The organism is Oleiharenicola lentus (assembly GCF_004118375.1).
GTDB lineage: Bacteria > Verrucomicrobiota > Verrucomicrobiia > Opitutales > Opitutaceae > Lacunisphaera > Lacunisphaera lenta.
The window spans coordinates 3,017,886-3,036,745 of sequence record NZ_SDHX01000001.1 but is presented as its reverse complement, the minus strand read 5'-3'; the positions used below and the strand labels follow the sequence as shown (position 1 = coordinate 3,036,745).

At 64.0% G+C, this 18,860-nt stretch carries 27 protein-coding genes and 2 tRNA genes; 15 read left to right on the top strand and 14 right to left on the bottom strand.

Going from position 1 to position 18,860, the window contains the following annotated elements:
• Window positions 1-159 precede the first annotated feature (159 nt).
• From ndk to ESB00_RS12565, 5 genes are all read left to right on the top strand, one after another.
• Entirely contained in the window at window positions 160-579 is a 420-nt protein-coding gene (gene ndk, locus ESB00_RS12585; protein ID WP_129048032.1) for a nucleoside-diphosphate kinase, read from the top strand.
• A 61-nt stretch (window positions 580-640) separates the two neighbouring features.
• Window positions 641-715 (top strand) — tRNA-Glu (locus ESB00_RS12580).
• A gap of 88 nt (window positions 716-803) precedes the next feature.
• Entirely contained in the window at window positions 804-1,658 is an 855-nt protein-coding gene (locus tag ESB00_RS12575) for a CvfB family protein (RefSeq protein ID WP_129048031.1), read from the top strand.
• 458 nt (window positions 1,659-2,116) lie between these two features.
• Window positions 2,117-2,353, top strand: a complete 237-nt coding sequence (locus ESB00_RS12570; protein ID WP_129048030.1) for an RNA-binding S4 domain-containing protein — start codon at window positions 2,117-2,119, stop codon at window positions 2,351-2,353.
• Between the two features lie 12 nt (window positions 2,354-2,365).
• Window positions 2,366-3,691, top strand: a complete 1,326-nt coding sequence (locus ESB00_RS12565; RefSeq protein WP_129048029.1) for a DEAD/DEAH box helicase — start codon at window positions 2,366-2,368, stop codon at window positions 3,689-3,691.
• Between the two features lie 10 nt (window positions 3,692-3,701).
• On the opposite strand, the gene ESB00_RS12560 is transcribed toward ESB00_RS12565, so the two are convergent.
• From ESB00_RS12560 to ESB00_RS12545, 4 genes are all read right to left on the bottom strand, one after another.
• On the bottom strand, window positions 3,702-4,484 hold the full coding sequence (locus tag ESB00_RS12560) for a 3-keto-disaccharide hydrolase (RefSeq protein ID WP_129048028.1): 783 nt from the start codon (window positions 4,482-4,484) through the stop codon (window positions 3,702-3,704).
• 136 nt (window positions 4,485-4,620) lie between these two features.
• On the bottom strand, window positions 4,621-4,842 hold the full coding sequence (locus ESB00_RS12555) for a DUF3185 family protein (RefSeq protein WP_129048027.1): 222 nt from the start codon (window positions 4,840-4,842) through the stop codon (window positions 4,621-4,623).
• Window positions 4,843-4,855: 13 nt separating this feature from the next.
• On the bottom strand, window positions 4,856-6,205 hold the full coding sequence (locus tag ESB00_RS12550; RefSeq protein WP_129048026.1) for a Gfo/Idh/MocA family protein: 1,350 nt from the start codon (window positions 6,203-6,205) through the stop codon (window positions 4,856-4,858).
• Window positions 6,206-6,340: 135 nt separating this feature from the next.
• Window positions 6,341-6,766 carry a hypothetical protein gene (locus tag ESB00_RS12545; protein WP_129048025.1) on the bottom strand — a complete coding sequence of 142 codons (426 nt, stop codon included), beginning with the start codon at window positions 6,764-6,766 and terminating at the stop codon, window positions 6,341-6,343.
• Between the two features lie 485 nt (window positions 6,767-7,251).
• Here ESB00_RS12545 and ESB00_RS12540 point away from each other — a divergent pair.
• Window positions 7,252-7,326, top strand: a tRNA-Arg gene (locus ESB00_RS12540).
• A 169-nt stretch (window positions 7,327-7,495) separates the two neighbouring features.
• Here ESB00_RS12540 and ESB00_RS12535 read toward each other — a convergent pair.
• From ESB00_RS12535 to cutA, 4 genes are all read right to left on the bottom strand, one after another.
• Window positions 7,496-8,728, bottom strand: coding sequence for a pyrophosphate--fructose-6-phosphate 1-phosphotransferase (locus ESB00_RS12535; protein ID WP_129048024.1), 1,233 nt, complete (start codon window positions 8,726-8,728; stop codon window positions 7,496-7,498).
• A gap of 173 nt (window positions 8,729-8,901) precedes the next feature.
• A complete protein-coding gene (locus ESB00_RS12530) occupies window positions 8,902-9,573 on the bottom strand; it encodes a DedA family protein (protein WP_129048023.1) in 672 nt (223 codons plus the stop codon).
• A gap of 64 nt (window positions 9,574-9,637) precedes the next feature.
• A complete protein-coding gene (locus ESB00_RS12525; RefSeq protein WP_129048022.1) occupies window positions 9,638-9,796 on the bottom strand; it encodes a small basic protein in 159 nt (52 codons plus the stop codon).
• Between the two features lie 14 nt (window positions 9,797-9,810).
• Complete coding sequence (gene cutA, locus ESB00_RS12520) at window positions 9,811-10,149, bottom strand: divalent-cation tolerance protein CutA (RefSeq protein WP_129048021.1); 339 nt, start codon at window positions 10,147-10,149, stop codon at window positions 9,811-9,813.
• A 121-nt stretch (window positions 10,150-10,270) separates the two neighbouring features.
• Here cutA and ESB00_RS12515 point away from each other — a divergent pair, with 121 nt between their 5' ends.
• The 3 genes from ESB00_RS12515 (at window position 10,271) to thrB (ending at window position 11,999) form a co-directional block, all read left to right on the top strand.
• Window positions 10,271-10,471, top strand: coding sequence for a DNA-directed RNA polymerase subunit omega (locus tag ESB00_RS12515; RefSeq protein WP_129048020.1), 201 nt, complete (start codon window positions 10,271-10,273; stop codon window positions 10,469-10,471).
• A 119-nt stretch (window positions 10,472-10,590) separates the two neighbouring features.
• Window positions 10,591-11,064: an SsrA-binding protein SmpB gene (smpB, locus tag ESB00_RS12510; protein ID WP_129048019.1), complete on the top strand. Its 474-nt coding sequence runs from the start codon at window positions 10,591-10,593 to the stop codon at window positions 11,062-11,064.
• Complete coding sequence (thrB, locus tag ESB00_RS12505; protein WP_129048018.1) at window positions 11,061-11,999, top strand: homoserine kinase; 939 nt, start codon at window positions 11,061-11,063, stop codon at window positions 11,997-11,999. The genes smpB and thrB overlap by 4 nt, the downstream gene beginning before the upstream one ends.
• On the opposite strand, the gene ESB00_RS12500 is transcribed toward thrB, so the two are convergent.
• A complete protein-coding gene (locus tag ESB00_RS12500; protein ID WP_129048017.1) occupies window positions 11,986-12,435 on the bottom strand; it encodes a response regulator in 450 nt (149 codons plus the stop codon). The two genes, thrB and ESB00_RS12500, sit on opposite strands and share 14 nt — an antisense overlap.
• Before the next feature lie 90 nt (window positions 12,436-12,525).
• On the opposite strand from ESB00_RS12500, the gene ESB00_RS12495 reads away from it, so the two are divergent.
• Window positions 12,526-12,990, top strand: coding sequence for a tRNA (cytidine(34)-2'-O)-methyltransferase (locus ESB00_RS12495; protein ID WP_129048016.1), 465 nt, complete (start codon window positions 12,526-12,528; stop codon window positions 12,988-12,990).
• A 4-nt stretch (window positions 12,991-12,994) separates the two neighbouring features.
• On the opposite strand, the gene coaD is transcribed toward ESB00_RS12495, so the two are convergent.
• A complete protein-coding gene (coaD, locus tag ESB00_RS12490; protein WP_129048015.1) occupies window positions 12,995-13,468 on the bottom strand; it encodes a pantetheine-phosphate adenylyltransferase in 474 nt (157 codons plus the stop codon).
• Window positions 13,469-13,569: 101 nt separating this feature from the next.
• Between coaD and pgsA the strand changes: the two genes are divergently transcribed.
• Window positions 13,570-14,169: a CDP-diacylglycerol--glycerol-3-phosphate 3-phosphatidyltransferase gene (gene pgsA, locus ESB00_RS12485; protein WP_129048014.1), complete on the top strand. Its 600-nt coding sequence runs from the start codon at window positions 13,570-13,572 to the stop codon at window positions 14,167-14,169.
• 4 nt (window positions 14,170-14,173) lie between these two features.
• On the top strand, window positions 14,174-14,689 hold the full coding sequence (locus ESB00_RS12480; RefSeq protein ID WP_129048013.1) for a phosphatidylglycerophosphatase A family protein: 516 nt from the start codon (window positions 14,174-14,176) through the stop codon (window positions 14,687-14,689).
• A 1-nt stretch (window position 14,690) separates the two neighbouring features.
• Here ESB00_RS12480 and ESB00_RS12475 read toward each other — a convergent pair whose 3' ends face one another.
• The 4 genes from ESB00_RS12475 to ESB00_RS12460 all read right to left on the bottom strand — a co-directional run bounded on the left by ESB00_RS12475 (window position 14,691) and on the right by ESB00_RS12460 (window position 17,413).
• A complete protein-coding gene (locus ESB00_RS12475; protein WP_129048012.1) occupies window positions 14,691-15,614 on the bottom strand; it encodes a hypothetical protein in 924 nt (307 codons plus the stop codon).
• A gap of 6 nt (window positions 15,615-15,620) precedes the next feature.
• Window positions 15,621-16,133, bottom strand: coding sequence for a transcription termination/antitermination protein NusG (gene nusG / locus ESB00_RS12470; protein ID WP_129048011.1), 513 nt, complete (start codon window positions 16,131-16,133; stop codon window positions 15,621-15,623).
• Window positions 16,134-16,136: 3 nt separating this feature from the next.
• On the bottom strand, window positions 16,137-16,571 hold the full coding sequence (gene aroQ, locus ESB00_RS12465; protein WP_129048010.1) for a type II 3-dehydroquinate dehydratase: 435 nt from the start codon (window positions 16,569-16,571) through the stop codon (window positions 16,137-16,139).
• An 89-nt stretch (window positions 16,572-16,660) separates the two neighbouring features.
• On the bottom strand, window positions 16,661-17,413 hold the full coding sequence (locus tag ESB00_RS12460) for a Nif3-like dinuclear metal center hexameric protein (protein WP_129048009.1): 753 nt from the start codon (window positions 17,411-17,413) through the stop codon (window positions 16,661-16,663).
• 85 nt (window positions 17,414-17,498) lie between these two features.
• On the opposite strand from ESB00_RS12460, the gene ESB00_RS12455 reads away from it, so the two are divergent.
• The 3 genes from ESB00_RS12455 (at window position 17,499) to ykgO (ending at window position 18,846) form a co-directional block, all read left to right on the top strand.
• A complete protein-coding gene (locus ESB00_RS12455; RefSeq protein WP_129048008.1) occupies window positions 17,499-17,978 on the top strand; it encodes a deoxycytidylate deaminase in 480 nt (159 codons plus the stop codon).
• Window positions 17,979-18,003: 25 nt separating this feature from the next.
• Entirely contained in the window at window positions 18,004-18,567 is a 564-nt protein-coding gene (locus tag ESB00_RS12450; protein WP_129048007.1) for a YqgE/AlgH family protein, read from the top strand.
• A gap of 153 nt (window positions 18,568-18,720) precedes the next feature.
• Window positions 18,721-18,846, top strand: coding sequence for a type B 50S ribosomal protein L36 (ykgO, locus tag ESB00_RS12445; RefSeq protein ID WP_069962638.1), 126 nt, complete (start codon window positions 18,721-18,723; stop codon window positions 18,844-18,846).
• The last annotated feature ends 14 nt before the right edge of the window (window positions 18,847-18,860 follow it).

Sequence of the window (18,860 nt, the reverse complement as noted above, 5' to 3'; positions counted from 1 at the left end):
AGCGGTTGGTTCATTCGCCAGTTTGGGATTCCTGCCGTACCGCTGATTATCGATCCCTTTTCGTGTCTTTCGTGTGTTTCGTGGGGCCCAATCGGTTTTGCAAATTTCTCAAATCCGGGCTTCCCAAACGAGCTGCCGGACCTATGTTCGGCGGCTTATATGCAGAGAACATTCGTCATCTTTAAGCCCGACTGCATGGAACAACGCCATGTGGGCAACGTGCTTAACCGTTTTGAGCAGGCCGGCTTCACCATCGTCGGTTGCAAGATGGGCAAGTTGAGCCCCGAGAAGCTCCGCGAGCACTACGCGCATGTGGCCAGCAAGCCGTTCTATCCCGAGATCGAGGCCTTCATGAGCTCCCGTCCCGTCATCATGATGGCGTTGCAGGGCGAGAACATCGTCCAGAAGGTCCGCGACTTGCTCGGGCCCACGGACTCCCGCAAGGCGGCCAAGGGCACGATCCGCGGCGACTTCGGCACCGAGATGATGAAGAACGTCGTCCACGCCTCCGACAGCGACGAGAACGCCAAGCTCGAGCTCGCCCGCTTCTTCAAGGCCGAGGAACTGTTCAACGTCTGATTTTCGACTGCGCGCTTGACGGCCCGCCGCCGGGTGCGCTTTTTTGTTCTTTCAGTTTTTCGCCCCTATCGTCTAGCGGCTAGGACAGGAGATTCTCATTCTTCAAACCGGGGTTCGATTCCCCGTGGGGGCACCACTCTCAAAGGCCCGCATCCAGGTGATGCGGGCTTTTTATTGCTCCAGAATTACCTCCTCATGGGCGGTTTGGACGCTCAAACTGCGGTATGGCTCAACTCGGCAAACGCAATCTCCTGACAGTCGTCCGCTCGGCGGCGCCGGGGCTTTACCTGGATGGCGGGGCGCGGGGGGAAATCCTCTTGCCGGGAAAATTCATCCCGACCGGGGCCGTCGTGGGCGGGAAGGTCGAGGTCTTTGTCTATCGCGACTCCGAGGACCGTCTCGTGGCGACGACGGAGCAACCGCTGGCCGAACTGGGCGAACTGGCCTATCTCCGCGTCGCGGGCATCAATCCCCGCGTCGGCGTGTTTTTGGAATGGGGCCTGGAGAAGGACCTGCTCCTGCCGATGCGCGAGATGGATGGTCCGGTCAATCTTGGCGACCGCGTGGTCGTCATGGTCGTGCTCGATGAGCGCACCGACCGCCTGATCGCCAGCGCGCGTTTCAACCGCCGACTGGACCAGAAACCGCCGCATTACCACGAGGGCGAGTCCGTCCGCCTGATGGTCGCGAGCAAAAGTCCGCTGGGTTTCAACCTGGTCGTGAACAACGCCCATCGCGGCCTAATCTATCACACCGACATCATTGGTCCCCTGAAGGTCGGAGACGTGGTCCCGGGCTACATCCGCGCCATTCGTCCGGACGGGAAACTCGACCTGGCTCTGGGTCAGGCCGGCCACCGGCGCATCGGGCCGATGAGCGAGAAAGTATTGGAAGTGCTCACCGCACGCGGCGGACGCCTGCCTTACCACGACAACAGCCTGCCGGAGGAAATTCGTGATGTCTTTGGCATGAGCAAGAAGGCCTTCAAGCAGGCCATCGGCGCCTTGTTTAAGGAGCGGAAGATCATGATCGACCCGGATGGCATCAGCTTGCTGTCGACGGTGGACGGGGAGAAGTGAGCGACAGTCAAGGCAGGCTTGCCCACGGAACACACGGAATACGCGGAAGGGGGATAATCTTCCGAAATACCTTTGAAACGCGGAGGGCGCGGAGGGCGCGGAGAGCGCGGAGGACGCGGAGGGGGGCGATAGGTGGAGCCGACGCTCTGCGCAGGCTGATGGGGCCTGTTCGGAAGACCCGCACGGAGCGCGGTTTCCACCTCAGGCTGATTGCTCCGCGTCCTCCGCGATCTCCGCGTTTAAACGAATTGGGTCAAGGGTGCGGCCGGTGCGGTGACCGGCCCACGGCGGCTACCAGACCGAGCGCAGAGAACGCTGCATTCAACCTTCCGTGTATTCCGTGTGTTCTGTGGGCAACTCCGCCGGATTCCTTTCGTTTACTTCGTGGGTTTAGTGGTGACCCCGGCCTTGCGAATTGGGCTTTGTGCCTTGGTCCCTTTGTGGTTCAACCTCCGGGCATGACCCAAGCCAAGTCTTCCGCTCCTCGTGCCGTCAGCGTGCGCGAGATTCCCATCGAACTCTGCCAGCTGCTCAAGTTCGGCGGCGTGACCGAGAGCGGTGGCGAGGCCAAGCAGCTGATCGGCGCGGGCGAGGTGCTTCTGAACGGCGTTGTCGAGACGCAGAAGCGCAAGAAACTCGTCGTCGGCGACCGCGTGACCGCGCGCGGGCAGACGCTGGTCGTGCAACTGGGCTGACCCGTTTTCCGCATGACATTTTCCGAACTGGGCCTGAGCGAGCCGTTGCTGCGGGCGATCACCGAGCAGCATTTCCGCGAGCCGACCGCGGTGCAGGCGGAGGCGATCCCGGCGATCCTGCGCGGGCAGGATGTGCGGGCGCAGGCGCCGACGGGTTCGGGCAAGACCGCGGCCTTCGTGTTGCCGCTACTGCAGCATCTGGCGGAGGGGCGGAAGCAGCGCGGGCGTTTCGCTCGGGCGCTCGTGCTCGCGCCTACGCGCGAACTCGCCATCCAGACCGGCGAGGCGTGCAAGCGCTTCAGCCGGTACCTGCCGGTGGCGACGAAGACGCTGGTCGTTTATGGCGGCGTTTCCATCAACCCGCAGATGATGGCCCTCGGCGGCGGCGCCGACATCCTCGTGGCCACGCCCGGCCGGTTGCTCGACCTGATGGAGCACAACGCGGTATCGTTGTCCGCGGTCGAGACCCTCGTGCTCGACGAGGCCGACCGGCTGCTCGACCTCGGTTTCGCCGACGAGCTGAATCGCCTCCTCGCGCGCCTGCCTGCGCGGCGGCAGAACCTGCTGTTTTCCGCCACCTTTCCGGCCGACGTGCAGGCGCTGGCCGCGGGGCTGTTGCGCGAACCGGTGTTGATCGAGGTGGCGGCTGTCGCCGCCGCGCAGCCCGACATCGAGCAGCGCGTGATCGAGGTGGATGTGCCGCGCCGCACCCAGCTGCTGCGGCATCTCGTGCAGGAAAACAAATGGACGCGCGTGCTGGTCTTCGTGGCGACGAAGTATGCCACCGAACATGTCGCGGAGAAACTGCGCAAGGCCGGGATCGCCGCCGCGGCGTTTCACGGCGAACTCAGCCAGGGCGCGCGCATGGCGGTGCTGGCGGACTTCAAGGAGTCGCGGGTGCAGGTGCTGCTCACGACCGATCTCGCCGCGCGCGGTCTCGACATCGTCGAACTGCCGGTGGTGGTTAACTTCGACCTGCCGCGCTCGGCAACGGATTACACGCACCGCATCGGCCGCACCGGCCGGGCCGGCGCGCGCGGCGTGGCGGTGAACTTCGTCAGCGCTGAGACGCACCGGCACTTCCAGCTGATCGAGAAGCGCAACCGCCTCAGCGTGCCGCGCGAGCAGGTGCCCGGCTTCGAGCCAGTCGAGTTGGAGGCACCGCCCCCGCCGACCGGCGGCATCAAGGGCAAGCGCCCAAACAAGAAGGACAAGTTGCGGGCCGCGGCCGCGCGCGCGACTCAATCCGCAAGTTCAGGAAAGGCCGGCGAGTTTCCGCCAACGCCTGTGCCGACGAAAGCCCCGGAAAAGAAGTTCTCCTGGCCGCGGCTGCGGTGAACTCAGTGGATCAAGGCAGCACCTTGATCCGGATATTGCGGAACCATACGGGCTGGGACTCGGCCTGGAGGGCGATGTGGCCGGAGGAAAGTTGCAGTGGCGCACCGGCGGCGAGCAGCCGCTGGGCATCGGCATCCTTGGGATCGAGCTGCGGGTGGCGGTAGCGCAGGACTTCCACGCCATTGATGCGGTGGACGACCTCGTCGTTGCCGTGCACCTCCACCTCGACGGCGATCCATTCTTCCATCGGGGAGAGCGTGCTGTTCTTCGCGTCGATGATGTGCGCAGTGGTGAGCTTGCCGTCGAGTTCGAGGTGCGTGCCGGGCGTGCAGGCGTTGCCGGTCTGGCGACCGGCCTTGGTGTCGGTGCAGAGGAACTGCACCTCCATGCTGACGGGCCACTCCTGGCCGAGACTCATCGTGAGGGGCGAGGCGGCGTGGATCATGACGCCGCTGTTGCGGCCGGCCCAGGAGGGTGCGTCGGCCATCGGCGTGCCGGTGAAGCGGTATTCGAGGCGCAGGATATAGCGCGAGTAGGGCAGGTTGGAGTAGAGGTGGCCGAACTGCTTGTCGAATTTCTCATACTTGTCGTAGGCGACCTTGATGACGCCGTCCTCGGCGCGGAACGTGTCGGCGTAGTTCACGCCGAGCGGGTGTTTGGCGAACTTGGGCGTCCAGCCGGTGAGGTCCTTGCCATTGAAGAGCGAAATCCAGCTGTCTTCGGCGGCGGGGAGGCGGAGAAAGGCGAGGCAAGCGACGGCCAGCGCGAAAGCGAAGCGGGTGGGGATCTTCATGGGGTTGGCGGGGACGATGTCCGGGTGGGGTGGTTTGACAAGGCGTCAGGCGAGGCGGCTGGCGTCGCCAGCCTCGCAATAACGGGGTAGCTTAGGACTCCACCGACCGGTGTTTTGAAAATGGTGCGAGCGTGGCTCAGCCGCGGCGGAGCCAGAGCACGCCGCCGGCCAGCATCAGCACGCTGGCGGCGGCGTAATACCAGACGTGGTCCGGCTGCCGGACTTTGCCGTCCCAGGTGTTGGCGATTTTGGTGCCGACGGCGTCGGACACCCCGGCGACGGACTCGGAGCGCCGGTAACCAAGCACGGCGACGACCAGACCGGCGGAGAGAAGCAAGAGCGCGATGATTTTTCTCATGGGGAAGGCGTGTTCAGACCCTGGCCGGATCAGGATGCTCCCACGGGCCGCGGTAGGGACGCGCGAGGCGGCGCGTGGCCTCGGCGTCGCCGGGCACCGTGCGGGTCTTGGGGTCGTAAGTGACCGGGCGCTGAATTTCGAGGGAGAGATTGGCGAGCTCGCACATCGCGCTGGAGATGTGGCCCTGCTCGATGTCGGCGACTGGACGTTCGTCCGTCCCGCGGCAGCGCAGGAAGTCCTGCACATGGCGGTTCTCGGTTTCCTCATAGACGTTGCCGTTGAAATCGAGATTCGCGAGGTCGCCGCTGGCGGAAAAGAGGTTGCGCCCCTCGACGGGACCTTTGCCGGCCGGGGTGAAGACGTATTCGTAGCTTGAGAGATTGAGCGTGCCCTTGTCGCCGATGAGGCGCGCGCCCCACTGGTCACTCCAGTGGCGTTGCGGGACCGGCGAGACGCCCCAGGTGCGGTGCTCCCAGCTCACGTCGAGGCCGGGATAACGGAACACGCTGCGCTGGGTGTCGGTGATCGTGGCCGAGTAGGGCGGCTTGTCTGCGAGAATGCCGCCGGTGGACACAATCGATTCCGGCCACCCGAGGCCGAGCAGCCAGCGGACCTTGTCGATGGTGTGGACGCCAAGGTCGCCGATCTGGCCGTTGCCGTATTCCTGGAAGGCGCGCCAACCGCGGTCGGCAAACCGCGCACGGTAGGGCAGCTTTGGGGCCGGACCGGCCCACAGCTCGTAGTCGAATCCCTCGGGCACGGGCGCTTCGGGAATAAGACCGGTCGGGCGCGCCTGTAGGTAACTGTAGGCCTCGACGAGGCCGATTTTCCCCAATCGGCCGCTGGCGAGGTATTTTTCCCGGGCCTCGATGAAGAGCGGGCAACTGCGGCGCTGGGTGTTTACCTGGACCGTGCGCCGGTATTTGCGGGCGGCGGTGACCAAGGCCTCGCCTTCGATCACGTCCACGCCGATGGGTTTCTCGAGATAGACGTCCAGCCCGGCCTGCATCGCGGCGAGGGCGGGCAAGGCATGCCAGTGGTCAGGTGTGGCCACGATGACGACCTCAAGGCCGCCGGCGGCGAGCATTTCGCGATAATCGGCGAAAGTGCGCGGGATTTCGCTCTGGATGCCGGCGACCTGTTTGAGTGCGTTGGCCAGAGCCTGCGGGTTCGGATCGGACATGGCCACGACGTGCAGCGAGGAGCAGCGGGCGAAGACCCCGAGGTTGACACCGCCATACCAACCGCAGCCGATTAATCCGATCTTGAGGCGGGGCTGGGCGGCAGCGGCGTGGAGGCGGCGGGACGTGGCAACGGCGGCGCCGGCCAGCGCGAGGGACGAGACAAACGTGCGGCGGTTCATGGGGCGGGGAAGTGCCGCCACAATGCGACCCGGTCAGCAGAATGCGAACGCTAAGAGCGCGATGGCGCGTTCAAACCGGCTCAGTCGTGGGCAGTGCGCTGGCGGGTGCAGTCGCGTTGGCGGACGATTGGCCGCCTAGACTTTCGGACGAACCCGAGTGCGCAGGTATTCCTCGTAACCCATGCCGGCGGTGGCCGGAGCGGCCACGGGAGCGGCCTTGGCGGTAACGGGCACGTTGGCCTTGACCGCTTTATTCACTGCGGCGGCAAGGGTCTTGTGGAAATGGCCACCCGGCTTGGCCGCCCAGACATCGTGACTGGCGTGTTTAATCCCACTGGCAGCGGGGGCGGTCCAGCCGACGACGACCTGATACACCAGCACCTCGGCCCCGTCGTCATAGATCCAAGTCTCAAAACCGCGACCGTGGCGGACGGACACCGGTTCGCCCAACATTTGGAGAGCTTCTTCGGCGGGAGTGCCGATCTTCAGCTGCGCCCAAAATTGCTCCGCGGCGAGCGAGGTGACCGAAAGGAGGCAGAGGAGAAAAAAGCGGAGCAGCACGATGCCGGAGATAACGGCACCGATTCAGTGCGGCGCGAGTCCGGAAGCGTCGAATCGGGTAAGCGACCGGTAAAACTCCAGACACGCTCGTTGAGCGGTCGTTTTCCGGGACAGATTTGACGGCATCTTAGCAGTTGAGAGAGGACGAATACTCTCAGCGGCCAGTTGTCCGGGTCCAAGGCGAGAGGTGGGCCTCAAATGGCGTAGAAAGCGCAAAAGACCGGTCAGGACGGGAGATCAACAAGGCAGGGTTGGCCACGAAAAACACGAAAAGCACAAAAATAGGGGGCCGCTCAACACCCAGAGCCAAAACCTACCCTACAGGATTCAATCAATCTGCGGCTAGAGCCGCACCGCAAACGTGCGCTACGACTTAGGCCCTTTTGTGTTTTTTGTGGCCAAACGGTCCGGTGGGTCGGCTGGATTGAGCACAAAACCAGCTTGAACTTACGCAGCAGCGGCGAAAGCTGTGCGGCCTGTTCCCTGCGAGCGTAGCACAATGGATAGTGTAGTGGCCTCCGAAGCCATTGATCTGGGTTCGATTCCCAGCGCTCGCACCAGCTTTCGCCGAGCAAAGTGAGTACGAAGGCTGCCGTCCATAGGCTTGGCGACGGACGGCACAGGGCTTCCGCTGCGGACCCCGAATGGCTACTGCGGCAGGCCAGCCCAAGGGGCAAGCAAAAGGCCGGCGTCATGCCGGCCTTTGTGTTTTCGGAACTGTGAGTCTGCTCAGTGCTTAACGTGCACGACCTTGGTCATAGGCTGGCCGATTTCCTTGAGGAGGTCCTGGAACCAGGGCTGAGTGACGTCGAAGGCCTTGCCGCCCTTGATGCGGGGGAATTCGATCGCGCGGAGTTCGTTGCCGCGCTCCTCGTCGTGGCCGATGAGGCCGGTGACGCCGGTCTTGGCGCACTCGACGGCCTTGAGCACGCAGGCGTCGATGAGCTTGAAGTCGGCCTCGTTGCACGGGGCGGAGCGGGCGAAGTAACCGCTCTTCTGCACGAGCACCTTCTCGGCGCCGAGCTTCTTGGCGAACTGCTCGGCGAACCATTTGCCGGGGTTGATCGTGTCGAGGCGCACGTGGCCGAAGGCGTCGCGGGCGACTTCCTGGCCGCTGGCGGTGAGCTCGGCGATGATTTCCTCGAGGCCGGCGCCCTCGGAGATGAAGAGGTTGATGTTGCCCTGCTGGTCCATGAGGGCCTTGAGGCGCTTCGCCTCGGCCTCGATGTCGAGAGCCATTTCCGGAATGTAGAGGCCGTGGACGGAGTAGCGCTGCTTGGTGACGCCGAGACCCGGAATCCACGGCTGGGCGGCGAGGCTCTTCTGGTATTCGCGCGCGGTGGCGGCGGTGAGCCAGCCGCAGTTGCGGCCCATGACCTCGTGCACAATGAGCATGCGGCCGGAGGCGCCGAGCTCGGTGACGACGTTGCGGAAGAACTTCGCGCCCTGCTCGGCGGCGGTGTCGGCGCCGAGGCTCTGACGGATGGGGATGATGTCGTTGTCGATCGTCTTGGGCAGACCGATGACGTTGAGCTTGTAATTGTGTTTCTGGAGGTGGGCCGCGAGGTCGGCGGCCGTGGTGTTGGTATCGTCACCGCCAACGGTGTGGAGGATGTCGATGCCGTCCTTCTCGAGTTGGGCGGCGGCGACCTCGAGCGGGTGCTGGCCTTCCTTGATGAGGCCGCGCTTCACGGCGTCCTTGACGTTGGTAAGTTTGACGCGGCTGTTGCCGATAGCGCTTCCGCCGTAGTTCTTCAGGAGGTGGGCCTGGGCGCGGACCTCGGGGGTGACGGGGTAGCTCTGGCCGAGGAGCAGGCCCTTGTAGCCGGAGCGGTAGCAGATGATCTCCCAGTCGGGGCACTGCTGCGTGTAGTGGACGATGAGTTGTCCGGTGGCGGCGCTGAGGCAGGGGGCGTGACCGCCGGCGGTGAGGATGGCGACTTTCTTCTTGGTCTGGCTCATAGTTGGAAAAGGGAGCGGGAAACGTGCCACGGCCGGGCGGGCGGAGGCAACCGGGAATCCGCTTATGGCACGCACTTGGCAAGAAACGCCGAGGGCTGTGGTAGGGGCGTTCAAAGGGACCGGCGCGAGGGCACCCCGGGTCCCTTATCGGCTGACCCAAACTTCGCGCTAGCTCAGGCCTTCTTGCGGGACTTCAGCCACTCGCGGACGAACTCCACGACGATGGGGAGGACGGAGAGGATGATGATGGCGAGGATCACCAGCTTGAAGTTCTTCTGCACGAAAGGCTGGTTGCCGAACAGGTAGCCGGCGTAGGTGAAGAAATAGATCCAGACGAAGCCGCCGATGATGTTGTAGGCGATGAAACGTGAGTAGGTCATCGAGCCGACCCCGGCGACGAAGGGAACGAAGGTGCGCACGATGGGCACGAAACGGGCGAGGATGACGGCGCGGCCGCCGTATTTCTCGAAGAAGGCGTGCGCTTTCTCGAGGTGCTTCTTGCGCAGCCAGATCGAGTCCTCGCGCTTGAAAACGGCGGGACCGACCTTGTGGCCGATCCAGTAGTTGAGCGTGTCGCCGATCACGGCCGCGATGAACAGCAGAAGCGCCATCAGGTGGACGTTGAGCACCGGGACGGGGTGTTCCGGAGTGGAGGCGCAGAATGCACCGGCGGCAAAAAGCAGCGAGTCGCCGGGCAACAGAGGCATGACCACGAGACCGGTCTCGGCGAAGATGATCAGGAACAGGATGGCATAGGTCCATGCGCCGTAGTCGGCGATCAGCTCCTTGAGGTGGACATCGATGTGGAGGATGAAATCGATGAGCTTCTTCGTGAGGTCGAGCATGGTGGGCAGCAAAAAGGGCAGGTCGTTGTGCGATCCTGCCCGGTGGTAAAAGGGGTGGGGTGGCTTAGACGTCGGCCTTGGTCTTGCGCAGACCCTGGACGCGGTCGCCTTCCTTCCACTGGCCGCGCTTCTTGAGGAGGGCCACGCGCTCAAAGCGCTTGAGGACATTGCGTTTGACGACCACGCCGCCGCCGGCGGCCTTGAGACTGGGATGCTGGGACATGATAAAGTGTCTGGTTAAGGTGATTTGGACTGCGTGAAGGGTCGGGATGTAGAGTTCGCCATAGCCCATGACAAGTATTTTTCGCCCACGTTTTCGGCGCTGACCTCAATCCACTGCGGGATCGCGTAAGGATGATGGTTATGGACCCAGGCGCCGAGTGATGACGCGTTGGCCGGCAGGTATTTGAACCAGACCCGGAATTCCTCGGCCTGCTCGAGTTTGCCCTCGTGGTGATAGTGCGAAGTGACGGGCCCGTCCACTTGGGCGCAAACCGCCAGCCTAGCCTCAACCGCACCGCGGGCAAGTCGGTCGGCATCGGCCCGGTTGGCGGTGGTGGTCCAAGCGACGAACATGACGGAAGTTTCAATGGGTCCGGGTTTTCCGCAAAGCCAAAATCCTGGCCCGCGTGTGACAAATTAGCCCTTGACCCCCGGGGGGCTCGACCTACCTATGACCCTTTCATTTTCCCAGACCATGAGAGACGAATACATCCGCGAAGCCCAGAAAGTCATCAACGACCCGAACATCCTGATCAACGTGGTTTCCCGCCGCGTGAAACAGCTGCGGCGCGGCAGCCGTCCGCTGGTGGAGTCGCTCGAGAAGCTCAGCCCTGAGGACATTGCTCTGCGCGAGGTCGCCGAAGGCAAGATCAGCTTCGAGCTCCACACGGCCTGAGGTCGGGCGACACGCGCTGAAATCAGCGTCCGCCACCATTCCACTTCCGCGAAGCGAGGCCCCGGCCTCGCTTCTTTGTTTGCCGCCCGCGCCGCTCCGGCGCATGAATTCTAACGACCATGGCCGCCAAGTCCCATGATGCCACCCGCTACACCGAGCTTCGGAACCCGAAGGCTCTGCGGGACTATTTCATCCACGACAAGTTCGAGGCAGGCGTGAAGCTGACCGGCTCGGAGGTGAAGTCCATCCGCGGGGGCAAGGCCCAGCTCAGCGACGCCTTTGCCCGGATCGAGAAGGGCGAGGTCTGGCTGCACGGCGCCTACATCGAGGAGTATTCGCACGCCGGACTCGCGCAGCACTCGCCGCGGCGCCCACGCAAGCTGCTGCTTCGCGCCTCCGAGATCCGCAAGCTGGTGTCGGAAATCGAGACAGCCGGCCGCCAGCTCGTGGCGCTGCGCATGTATTTCAAAGAAGCCCTGGTGAAAGTTGAGATTGCCACCGCCACGGGCAAGAAGCAGTTCGACAAGCGCGAAGACGTCAAAAAACGCGAACAGAACCTCGAAGCCCGCCGCGCCCTCCACACCCGCCGATGAAGTCCCCCGCCTCCCGCTCCCGCCGCCTCCCGAACGAAGTCACCGTGCGTGTGCCCGGCAGCACGTCGAACTGCGGCGCGGGCTTCGACTCGCTCGGCATGGCGCTCTCCATCTACAACGAGATCACCCTCACGCGCGGCGACTGGAGCGGCTCGCGTCCGGCGGGCCCGAGCGACACGCACGGCCTCGACATGGCCGACGAGGCCGCCGGCCTGTTCTTCGTGCGCGCCGGGGTGGATGAGATCGGCTACACGCTCGCCATCCGCGGCGATGTGCCGATGTCGCGCGGCCTCGGCTCAAGCGTGACGCTGCGCGCCGGCGTGGTTGCGGCGCTCAATGAACTCACGGGAGCGAAACTTTCCAAGGACGACCTCTGCTCGCTTGTCACCCAGCTGGAAGGCCACCCCGACAACGCCACGCCCGCGGTGATCGGCGGCTTTTGCGTGGCGCGCTGCGATGCGCACACGGGCGAATTGCTCGGTGTGCTGCGCAAGCCCATCGGCAAGGAACTCTGCTTTGTCTGCGCCTCGCCCGACCAGGAACTGGAGACGAAGAAGGCGCGCGGCATCCTGCCGAAGGAGCTGCCGTATTTCGACGCGGTGAAGAGCGTGAACAGCGCCACCTACGTGGTCGCGGCGTTTTTGTCCGGCGAATACGACCGGCTGCGCCACGCGGTTAAGGATTTCCTGCACGAGCCGTATCGTCTGCCGCTGATTCCGGGCGCGAAGCCCGCGATCGAGGCCGGTGTGGCGGCCGGCGCGCTGACCGGCTGGCTGAGCGGCAGCGGTTCGACCGTGCTCTGTGTGGCGCGGCCCAAGGACGCGGCCAAGGTCGGGCGAGCGATGGTCGGGGCCTTTGCCGCCCATAAGCTTTCCGCGACCGTGCGGTCGCTGCACGCCGACAATGACGGCCTGAGGGTCGTCAGGCGGTCTTGAACGGATTGCCGGTCACCGTGACGACCTTCACCTTCGGCGGGTGCGGGTCGGGCCAGTGCTTCACGACTTCCTCAGCGAGGACGGTCCACTTGAAAGGCTTGCGGACAATCGCCTTCAGTGACGGCACCGCCGCGAGTTCGCGCGGCGTGAACGACATGTTGTAGGCGGTGATCATCACGGCGGGGATGTCGGGATTGATCTTCTGCACCTCGGCGATGAGTTGCAGCCCGTTCATGTCGGGCATCTGGTAATCGGAAATGATCATCCCGACATTGAGGCCGGGGATGGCGCGGAGCGCGTCTGCGGGTTTCGTGAAACCATGGACCGGGCAGGCGAGGTGATCGCTCAGCAGCTGCTGTAGCAGATCGATGTAGGAAAACTCGTCGTCAACCAGAACGACGATTTTGCCGGCGTGTTTGTTCGTCGAGAGTGACATACGTTTTGGGAGGTGCCACGGCCCGTTGGCGGAATATTTGTGAATGGATTACGGCTTGCCGTCCAGCGCATTAACTCATGATGGCTTGGCATGCTGCACGTTGTGCTCTTTCAGCCGCAGATTCCGCAAAACACCGGCAATATCGGCCGCATGTGCGCGGTGACGCGTTCGCGGCTGCATCTGATCCATCCGCTGGGCTTTGAAGTCACCGACAAAAACCTCAAGCGCGCCGGTATGGATTACTGGTTTTCGCTGGATGTGCACCACCACGCGGATTGGGCGGCGTTCAAGGCAAGTGCGGTCGCGCCGCAGCGACTCTGGCTCTTCACGACCCATGCCACGCGTGGTTTTTGGGACGTGCGTTATGCCGAGGGCGATGGTCTGGTCTTCGGCAACGAGGAGGCCGGCGCGCCCGATTGGCTGCATGAGGAGCTGCAGGACGAACGCCGGATCAAGATCCCGCATGCCAACGGCGAGTTGCGTTCGCTCAATCTCTCGACCGCCGCCGGCATCGCGACCTATGAGGCACTGAGACAGGTCGGGATGCCGCGTTGAGCGCTCAGCGCGAAGCCTTGAGGGCCGCGACGACGTTGGCGGGCACGAACTTCGTGACGTCGCCACCGAGTTTGGCGATCTGCTTCACCAGCGTGGAGCTGGTGTAGCTGTAATTTTCGTTCGGCATCACGAAGATGGCTTCCACGTTCGGCTCGAGGTGTCGGTTCATCAGCGCCATGTTGAACTCGAACTCAAAGTCGGAGAACGCGCGCAGGCCGCGGATGATCGCATGCGCTTTTTGCTGGCGCGCAAAATCCACGAGCAGGCCATCAAAGCTGACGACTTCGACATGCTTGAGATGGCCGACGTTGCCCCTGATCAGTTCCACGCGTTCCGTGGCGTTGAAGAGCGGGGTCTTGGTCGAACTGAGCGCGACAGCGACTGTCACGCGGTCGAACAGCCGCGCGGCGCGTTCCAGCACATCAAGGTGGCCGTTGGTGATCGGGTCGAACGTTCCGGGGTAGATGCAATGCTTCATGCGACCGGTTGCAGCCAACCGCGGCAGGCCGGTGATGGCGAGGCTGTTTTGCGTCAAATCCCGGTTGCCAAGCCGCGGGGCGCGCGCTCGACTCGCCTCCTATGCGTTTCACCCTGGCCAACTGGCTGACCGTCTCCCGGGTGCCGGCGATGTTCATCATCGTCTGGCTGATGAACCGCGAATTCCAGTGGGCGGCGACCATCGCATTCTGGCTGTTCATCGCGGCGGCGCTGACCGACTGGTTTGACGGCATGGTGGCGCGGGCGCGTGGCGAAGTGTCGTCGTTCGGCCGGTTCATGGATGCGATCATCGACAAGGTGATGGTTATCGGCCTGATGATCGCGCTGGTGGTGGGCGACTATTTCATGGGCCACGAGGTCGCGGCGATGGTGCTGCTGCTCTGCATCCTCGGCCGCGAATTTGCGGTCTCGGGCATGCGCATGGCGGCGGCGGTCAAGGGCATCACGATCGAGGCCGACCAGGGCGGCAAGGTGAAGACCTTCATCCAGCTCAACGCCATTGGCTGGCTGATGGGCGCGCGCATGTTCTCCCGCGATTTCGGCGACCTTTTCGGCCACGAGCGGCTGGCAATCGACATCGTGCACTGGACCGGACTGGGGCTGTTTGTGCTCTCGGCGGTGCTCACGATCACATCCGGTTATTCCTATTTCCGCCGCCACGGCCACGTGGTGCTGGACTGAGGCCATGCGGCTGACGGAACCGAAGTGGCCGCGGGTGCTGCCGGCAAAGTTTGTGGTCGCGTTCGCCACGCTCGGTCCGCTGGGCAAGCGGCTGCCGGCGCCGGGCACCTGGGGCTCACTGGCCGGCGTGCTTTATACATTGGTTTTTTTCGGGCGCATCGGCTGGGTGCCGACGCTGCTCGTCACGCTCGCGCTGTGCTACCTGGCGGTGGGCCTGACCGGGGAGGCCTCCCGCCGGATGGGCAGGAGCGATCCCGGTGAGGTGAATCTGGACGAGTTCATCGTGATGCCGCTGGTTTACCTCGGTTGGCAGAGCGGCAACCTGGCCGCCTGGCCGCCGTGGGCGGTGATCGGGGCAGGGTTCGGCCTGTTCCGGCTTTTCGACATCCTGAAGCCGCTGGGCATCGCCCGACTGCAACGTTGGCCGGGCGGATGGGGGATTGTTGCGGATGATCTTGCGGCCGCGCTCGCCGCCTGCGGGTCGCTGCACCTGCTCGCCTGGCTCTGGACGCTGCGCTGACTCAGGGCTTTTCGCCGGTTTCTTTGCGCCGGGAGCGGATGTTTTCGACGACCTGCCGGAAGGTCACCTCGGCCCGCACCCGGGTGTTGAAGCTCAGTTCGTCGCCATCAGGACCCCACGAGGCGCGGAGACCGAGGCCGAGCAGCCACTGGGTCTTGGAGTTGAAGGTGTATTTCCGCGGCACATACCAAAGCATGCTCGGCCGCAGGTAGAGAAAGTGCTCGGTGACGTCGCCGAGCACGGCGGTGGTGGCGTAAGTGGCGGAAAAGGTCCACTTGACCTGACCGAGGTCGTAAATGGCGCCGGCGGTGAAGTTCATCGAATCATCCAAGGGCTGGTTACGCACAGGAGTGCCCGCGATGTCGCTCACGGAAACCAGATCAAGGCCGGCGCCGGCAAAGGTGGTGAGCTTGCGGTTGCGCGTGGAGTGATGCTGCACGAGGAAACCCGGGGCGAAGTGGTTGAGCCCGTCGGTCAGGTTCACCGGCGGGCTGCCGACCGGCACCTCAACGTTGACGAAGACGCTGGTTTCCATGTCCGGATCGGGCCAGCCGCGGAGGATGTATTTGCTGCCGAGACGGAGCTCGCCGATGCCGTAGCCATCGTTGCCGCCGCCGAAACCGTGGGTGAAATAGACGGCCGCCTCGGGGTTGATTTCGAAGTTTTCCTTCAACGCCCAGCGAAAACCGGTGTCCACGCGCATGTAGTCGCGGCGGATGAGGTCGCCGAGGTGGGGATGCAGGGTCAGCTTGATCGTCCCGGGCGGATCGATGTCGGGGAGATCGAAGTCAAACAGTCCGCGCACCTTGGTGAGGAAGGAGGTGTCGCCTGGCGGCGTTTGGCTGCTGGCCGCGCTGGGCACGGTCTGGGCCGCGGCGGTCAGGACGAGGATCGTGAAAAGCGTGAAAAAGGAGCGTGGTCGCACGGCAGGTCAGTGGAGAATTTGCAGGAATTCCATGGGGAGGCGCACCAGCAGGCCCTGCTGGAGCACGTCCACAGACACGACGATTCCCTGCGGGTTCGCCGGATCGTCCACATGGCCTTCCAGTCCTTTCAGCGGGCCGCCGTTCACCTTCACCTTGGTGCCTTTCCGCATCAGGGGGTGGACCATGGCCTCGAGTCCGGAGGCGCAGACGGTCTTCACGTCCTCCAGCTGGCGGAGAAAGACCGCTTCGTTGTCCACCAGCATGGCGCGGACCAGCAGGTCCTGCTGGTAGATGCGGGTCTTCTTCTCGGGCTCGATCCGGACAAACACGTAGCCCGGGAACAGCGGCTTGGTGAAGACCTTCTTTTGCGTGCCGTAGCGACGGACGCTCTGGATCAGCGGCAGATAATGCGCGAAGCGCTCCCGGGCCACGAGGTCGTCGAATTTCTTTTCGCAGCGCGGCTTGGTGTGGCACACGAACCAGCGCGGTTCGGCGAAGTCAGGCAGGTGCTGGCCCATGGGTCAGAGTGCGGCCAGCTGCCGGAGCGCGTCGAGGTAGCCGGGGAAGCCCTTGCCGCTGATCATGCCGATGCAGGCGGCGGCGGTGTAGGAATGGCGGCGGAATCTCTCGCGCTTTTTGATGTCGGAGATGTGGACCTCGATCGCCGGCAGCGGGGCGACGCTTTTCAGGGCGTCGTGCAGGGCGATGCTGGTGTGGGTGTAGGCGCCGAAATTGACGATGTAGCCGGCGATGCCGCGGTCGGCGAGGGCGTGGATGCGGTCGATCAGTGCGCCCTCATGGTTGGACTGGAAGAACACGACGCCCACGCCCAGCCGGCGCGCCTCGGCGCGGATGAGTTTCTCCAGCTCCTTGAGCGTGGCGGTGCCGTAGACCGCCGGCTCGCGCTTGCCGAGGCGGTTCAGATTTGGGCCGTGGAGGATGGCGATCTTCTTCATGGGAGGGAAACCACGGAACACACGGAATTCACAGAAGGGGCGATCCGAAAAGTATACATGCGCTGTTTTCTGTGTCTTCCGTGGTCGGTTCAGAGCGGGTTCTCGGTCTCGATGAACTCCCAGGGCAGGCGGAATTTCTTGGCCAGCTCGGCGGCGAGGGCCTTCACGCCGTGGGTTTCCGTGGCATAGTGGCCACAGCAGAGGAGGTTGAGCCGGTGCTCCTGCGCGTAGTTGAACCATTCCTCGCGCAGCTCGCCGGTGATGAGGGTGTCCACGCCCGCGGCGAGCAGGTGCGGCACGGCACCGTTGCCTGAACCGCTGCAAAAGGCGACGAGCTTGGGCACAGCGGTGCCGCACTCGATCGAGACGACACGCGGGTAAAGCTCCTCCAGGCGGGCTACGAGCTGGCTGCGCTTGAATTTGTTGGGCGCGATCCAGCCGATGAGCTCGTTCTCGTGGGGGAGGAACTGCCGGCGGGGTTTTAGGCCGAGTTGGCGGGCGAGGATGACGTTGTTGCCGATCTCCTCGTGGGCGTCGAGGGGGAGGTGGCTGGAGTAAACCGCACAGTTTCCCCGCACGAGGGCGGCGAACCGGCCATAGACCGGCCCCGTCAAGGGCTGCACGCCGCCCCAGAACAGCCCGTGGTGCACGATCAGGAAATCCACGCCGCGCTCAACGGCGCGCTCGAAGGGCACGAGGCCGGCGTCCACCGCGGCGCCGATGCGAGTCACGCGCCCGTCGTTGGCGACCTGCAGGCCGTTGTGGGCGCCCGGGAAATCCTTGAACGAGGGACGGCGCGTGCGCCGGTCACAGTAGTCCACCAGATGTTGGAGCAATGCCATGATCCGAGACTGAAGCCCGGCCGGGTGCCGCGCAAGCGGGTGTTTACGGGTTGCCTCGCCGGGACGCGGTTGCACCGTGGTAACCATGCCTGCCCGCAAGAAGCCGAGGCCCGTCGATCTCATCGGTCTGGCCACCGAGACCTTCCCCCACCGCCCGAGCTGGGATGAGTATTTCATGGCCACGGCCAAACTCATCGCATCGCGCTCCAACTGCGAGCGGCTCAACGTCGGCTGCGTGATCGTCTCCGCCGGGGAGCGCAAGAACCGCCTCATCGCCGCCGGCTACAACGGCTGGCTGCCCGGCACGCCGCACCAGTCAAGGGTGCGCGACGGGCACGAGCAGGCCACGGTGCATGCCGAGCAGAATGCCATCGCCGACGCCGCCCGCCGCGGGTCCAGTGTGGACGGTTGCACGGCCTATGTGACCCATTACCCGTGCATCAACTGCGCCAAGATTCTCGCGGCCGCCGGCATCGCCGAGATCAAATACCACGAGGATTACCGCAACGATCCGCTCGTGCGTCCGATCCTTCGGGATGCCGGGGTGAAGATCATCAAGCTCTGAGCGGCCCCGGCGCCGCTTTTGCACCATGAAGGAACGCCGCACCGCGCGGAAAACCCCGAGCCTCGCCGGCCAGCTGCTGCTGGCGCATCCGGTGCTGCGTGACCCGAATTTCCGGCGCACCGTCGTGCTTTTGTCCGGACACGACCCGCAGGGCGCGATGGGGGTGGTGCTGAATCGCCCACTGGGCAAGCAGCTGGGCGAGCTTAACCTCAGTTTCGCGACCAGTCCCCTGGCGGGGGTTCCGCTCTATGCCGGAGGACCGGTGGAGCGGGAGAACCTGATCCTCGTGACCTGGCAGTGGATACCCGCCGATCAGGCGTTCCAGCTAACCTTTGGCGTCGAAGTTGAGCGGGCGACCGAGTTGGTCGGTCAACCCGGGCTCACCATGCGGGCGTTTCTTGGCTATTCTGGGTGGGGGCAGGGCCAGCTGGAGAACGAATTACAGCATGACACCTGGATCCCCACGCCGGTTGAGGGAGATTGGTTGCTGAAGCACGACGGGGTTCCGCTCTGGCGCCACCTGATTGCCCATGCCGATCCGGATTTGCGGGTGCTGGCTGACGCGCCCGACGATCCGACCGTAAATTAGGCCCATCAGCAGGTTATGGTTTTGGCTAGGGCGGCTTAAACTCGATTCAAAGGTAGCGCGGAGGTTCGCGATCGGCTGGGAACGCCGCCTGATCCCAAGAAAAAATATTTTCCTTTGACACTGCTTCGCGCGGTCCCCTTCTTCTGTCCCTTTATGAAAGTCGTTTCCTCCATCAAATCCGCCAAGCTGCGTCACCCGGCGTGCCAGGTTGTCCGTCGCAAGGGCAAGATTTACGTCATCAACAAGGTCGAGCCGCGTTACAAGGCGCGCCAAGGCTGATTAACCTCCTACTT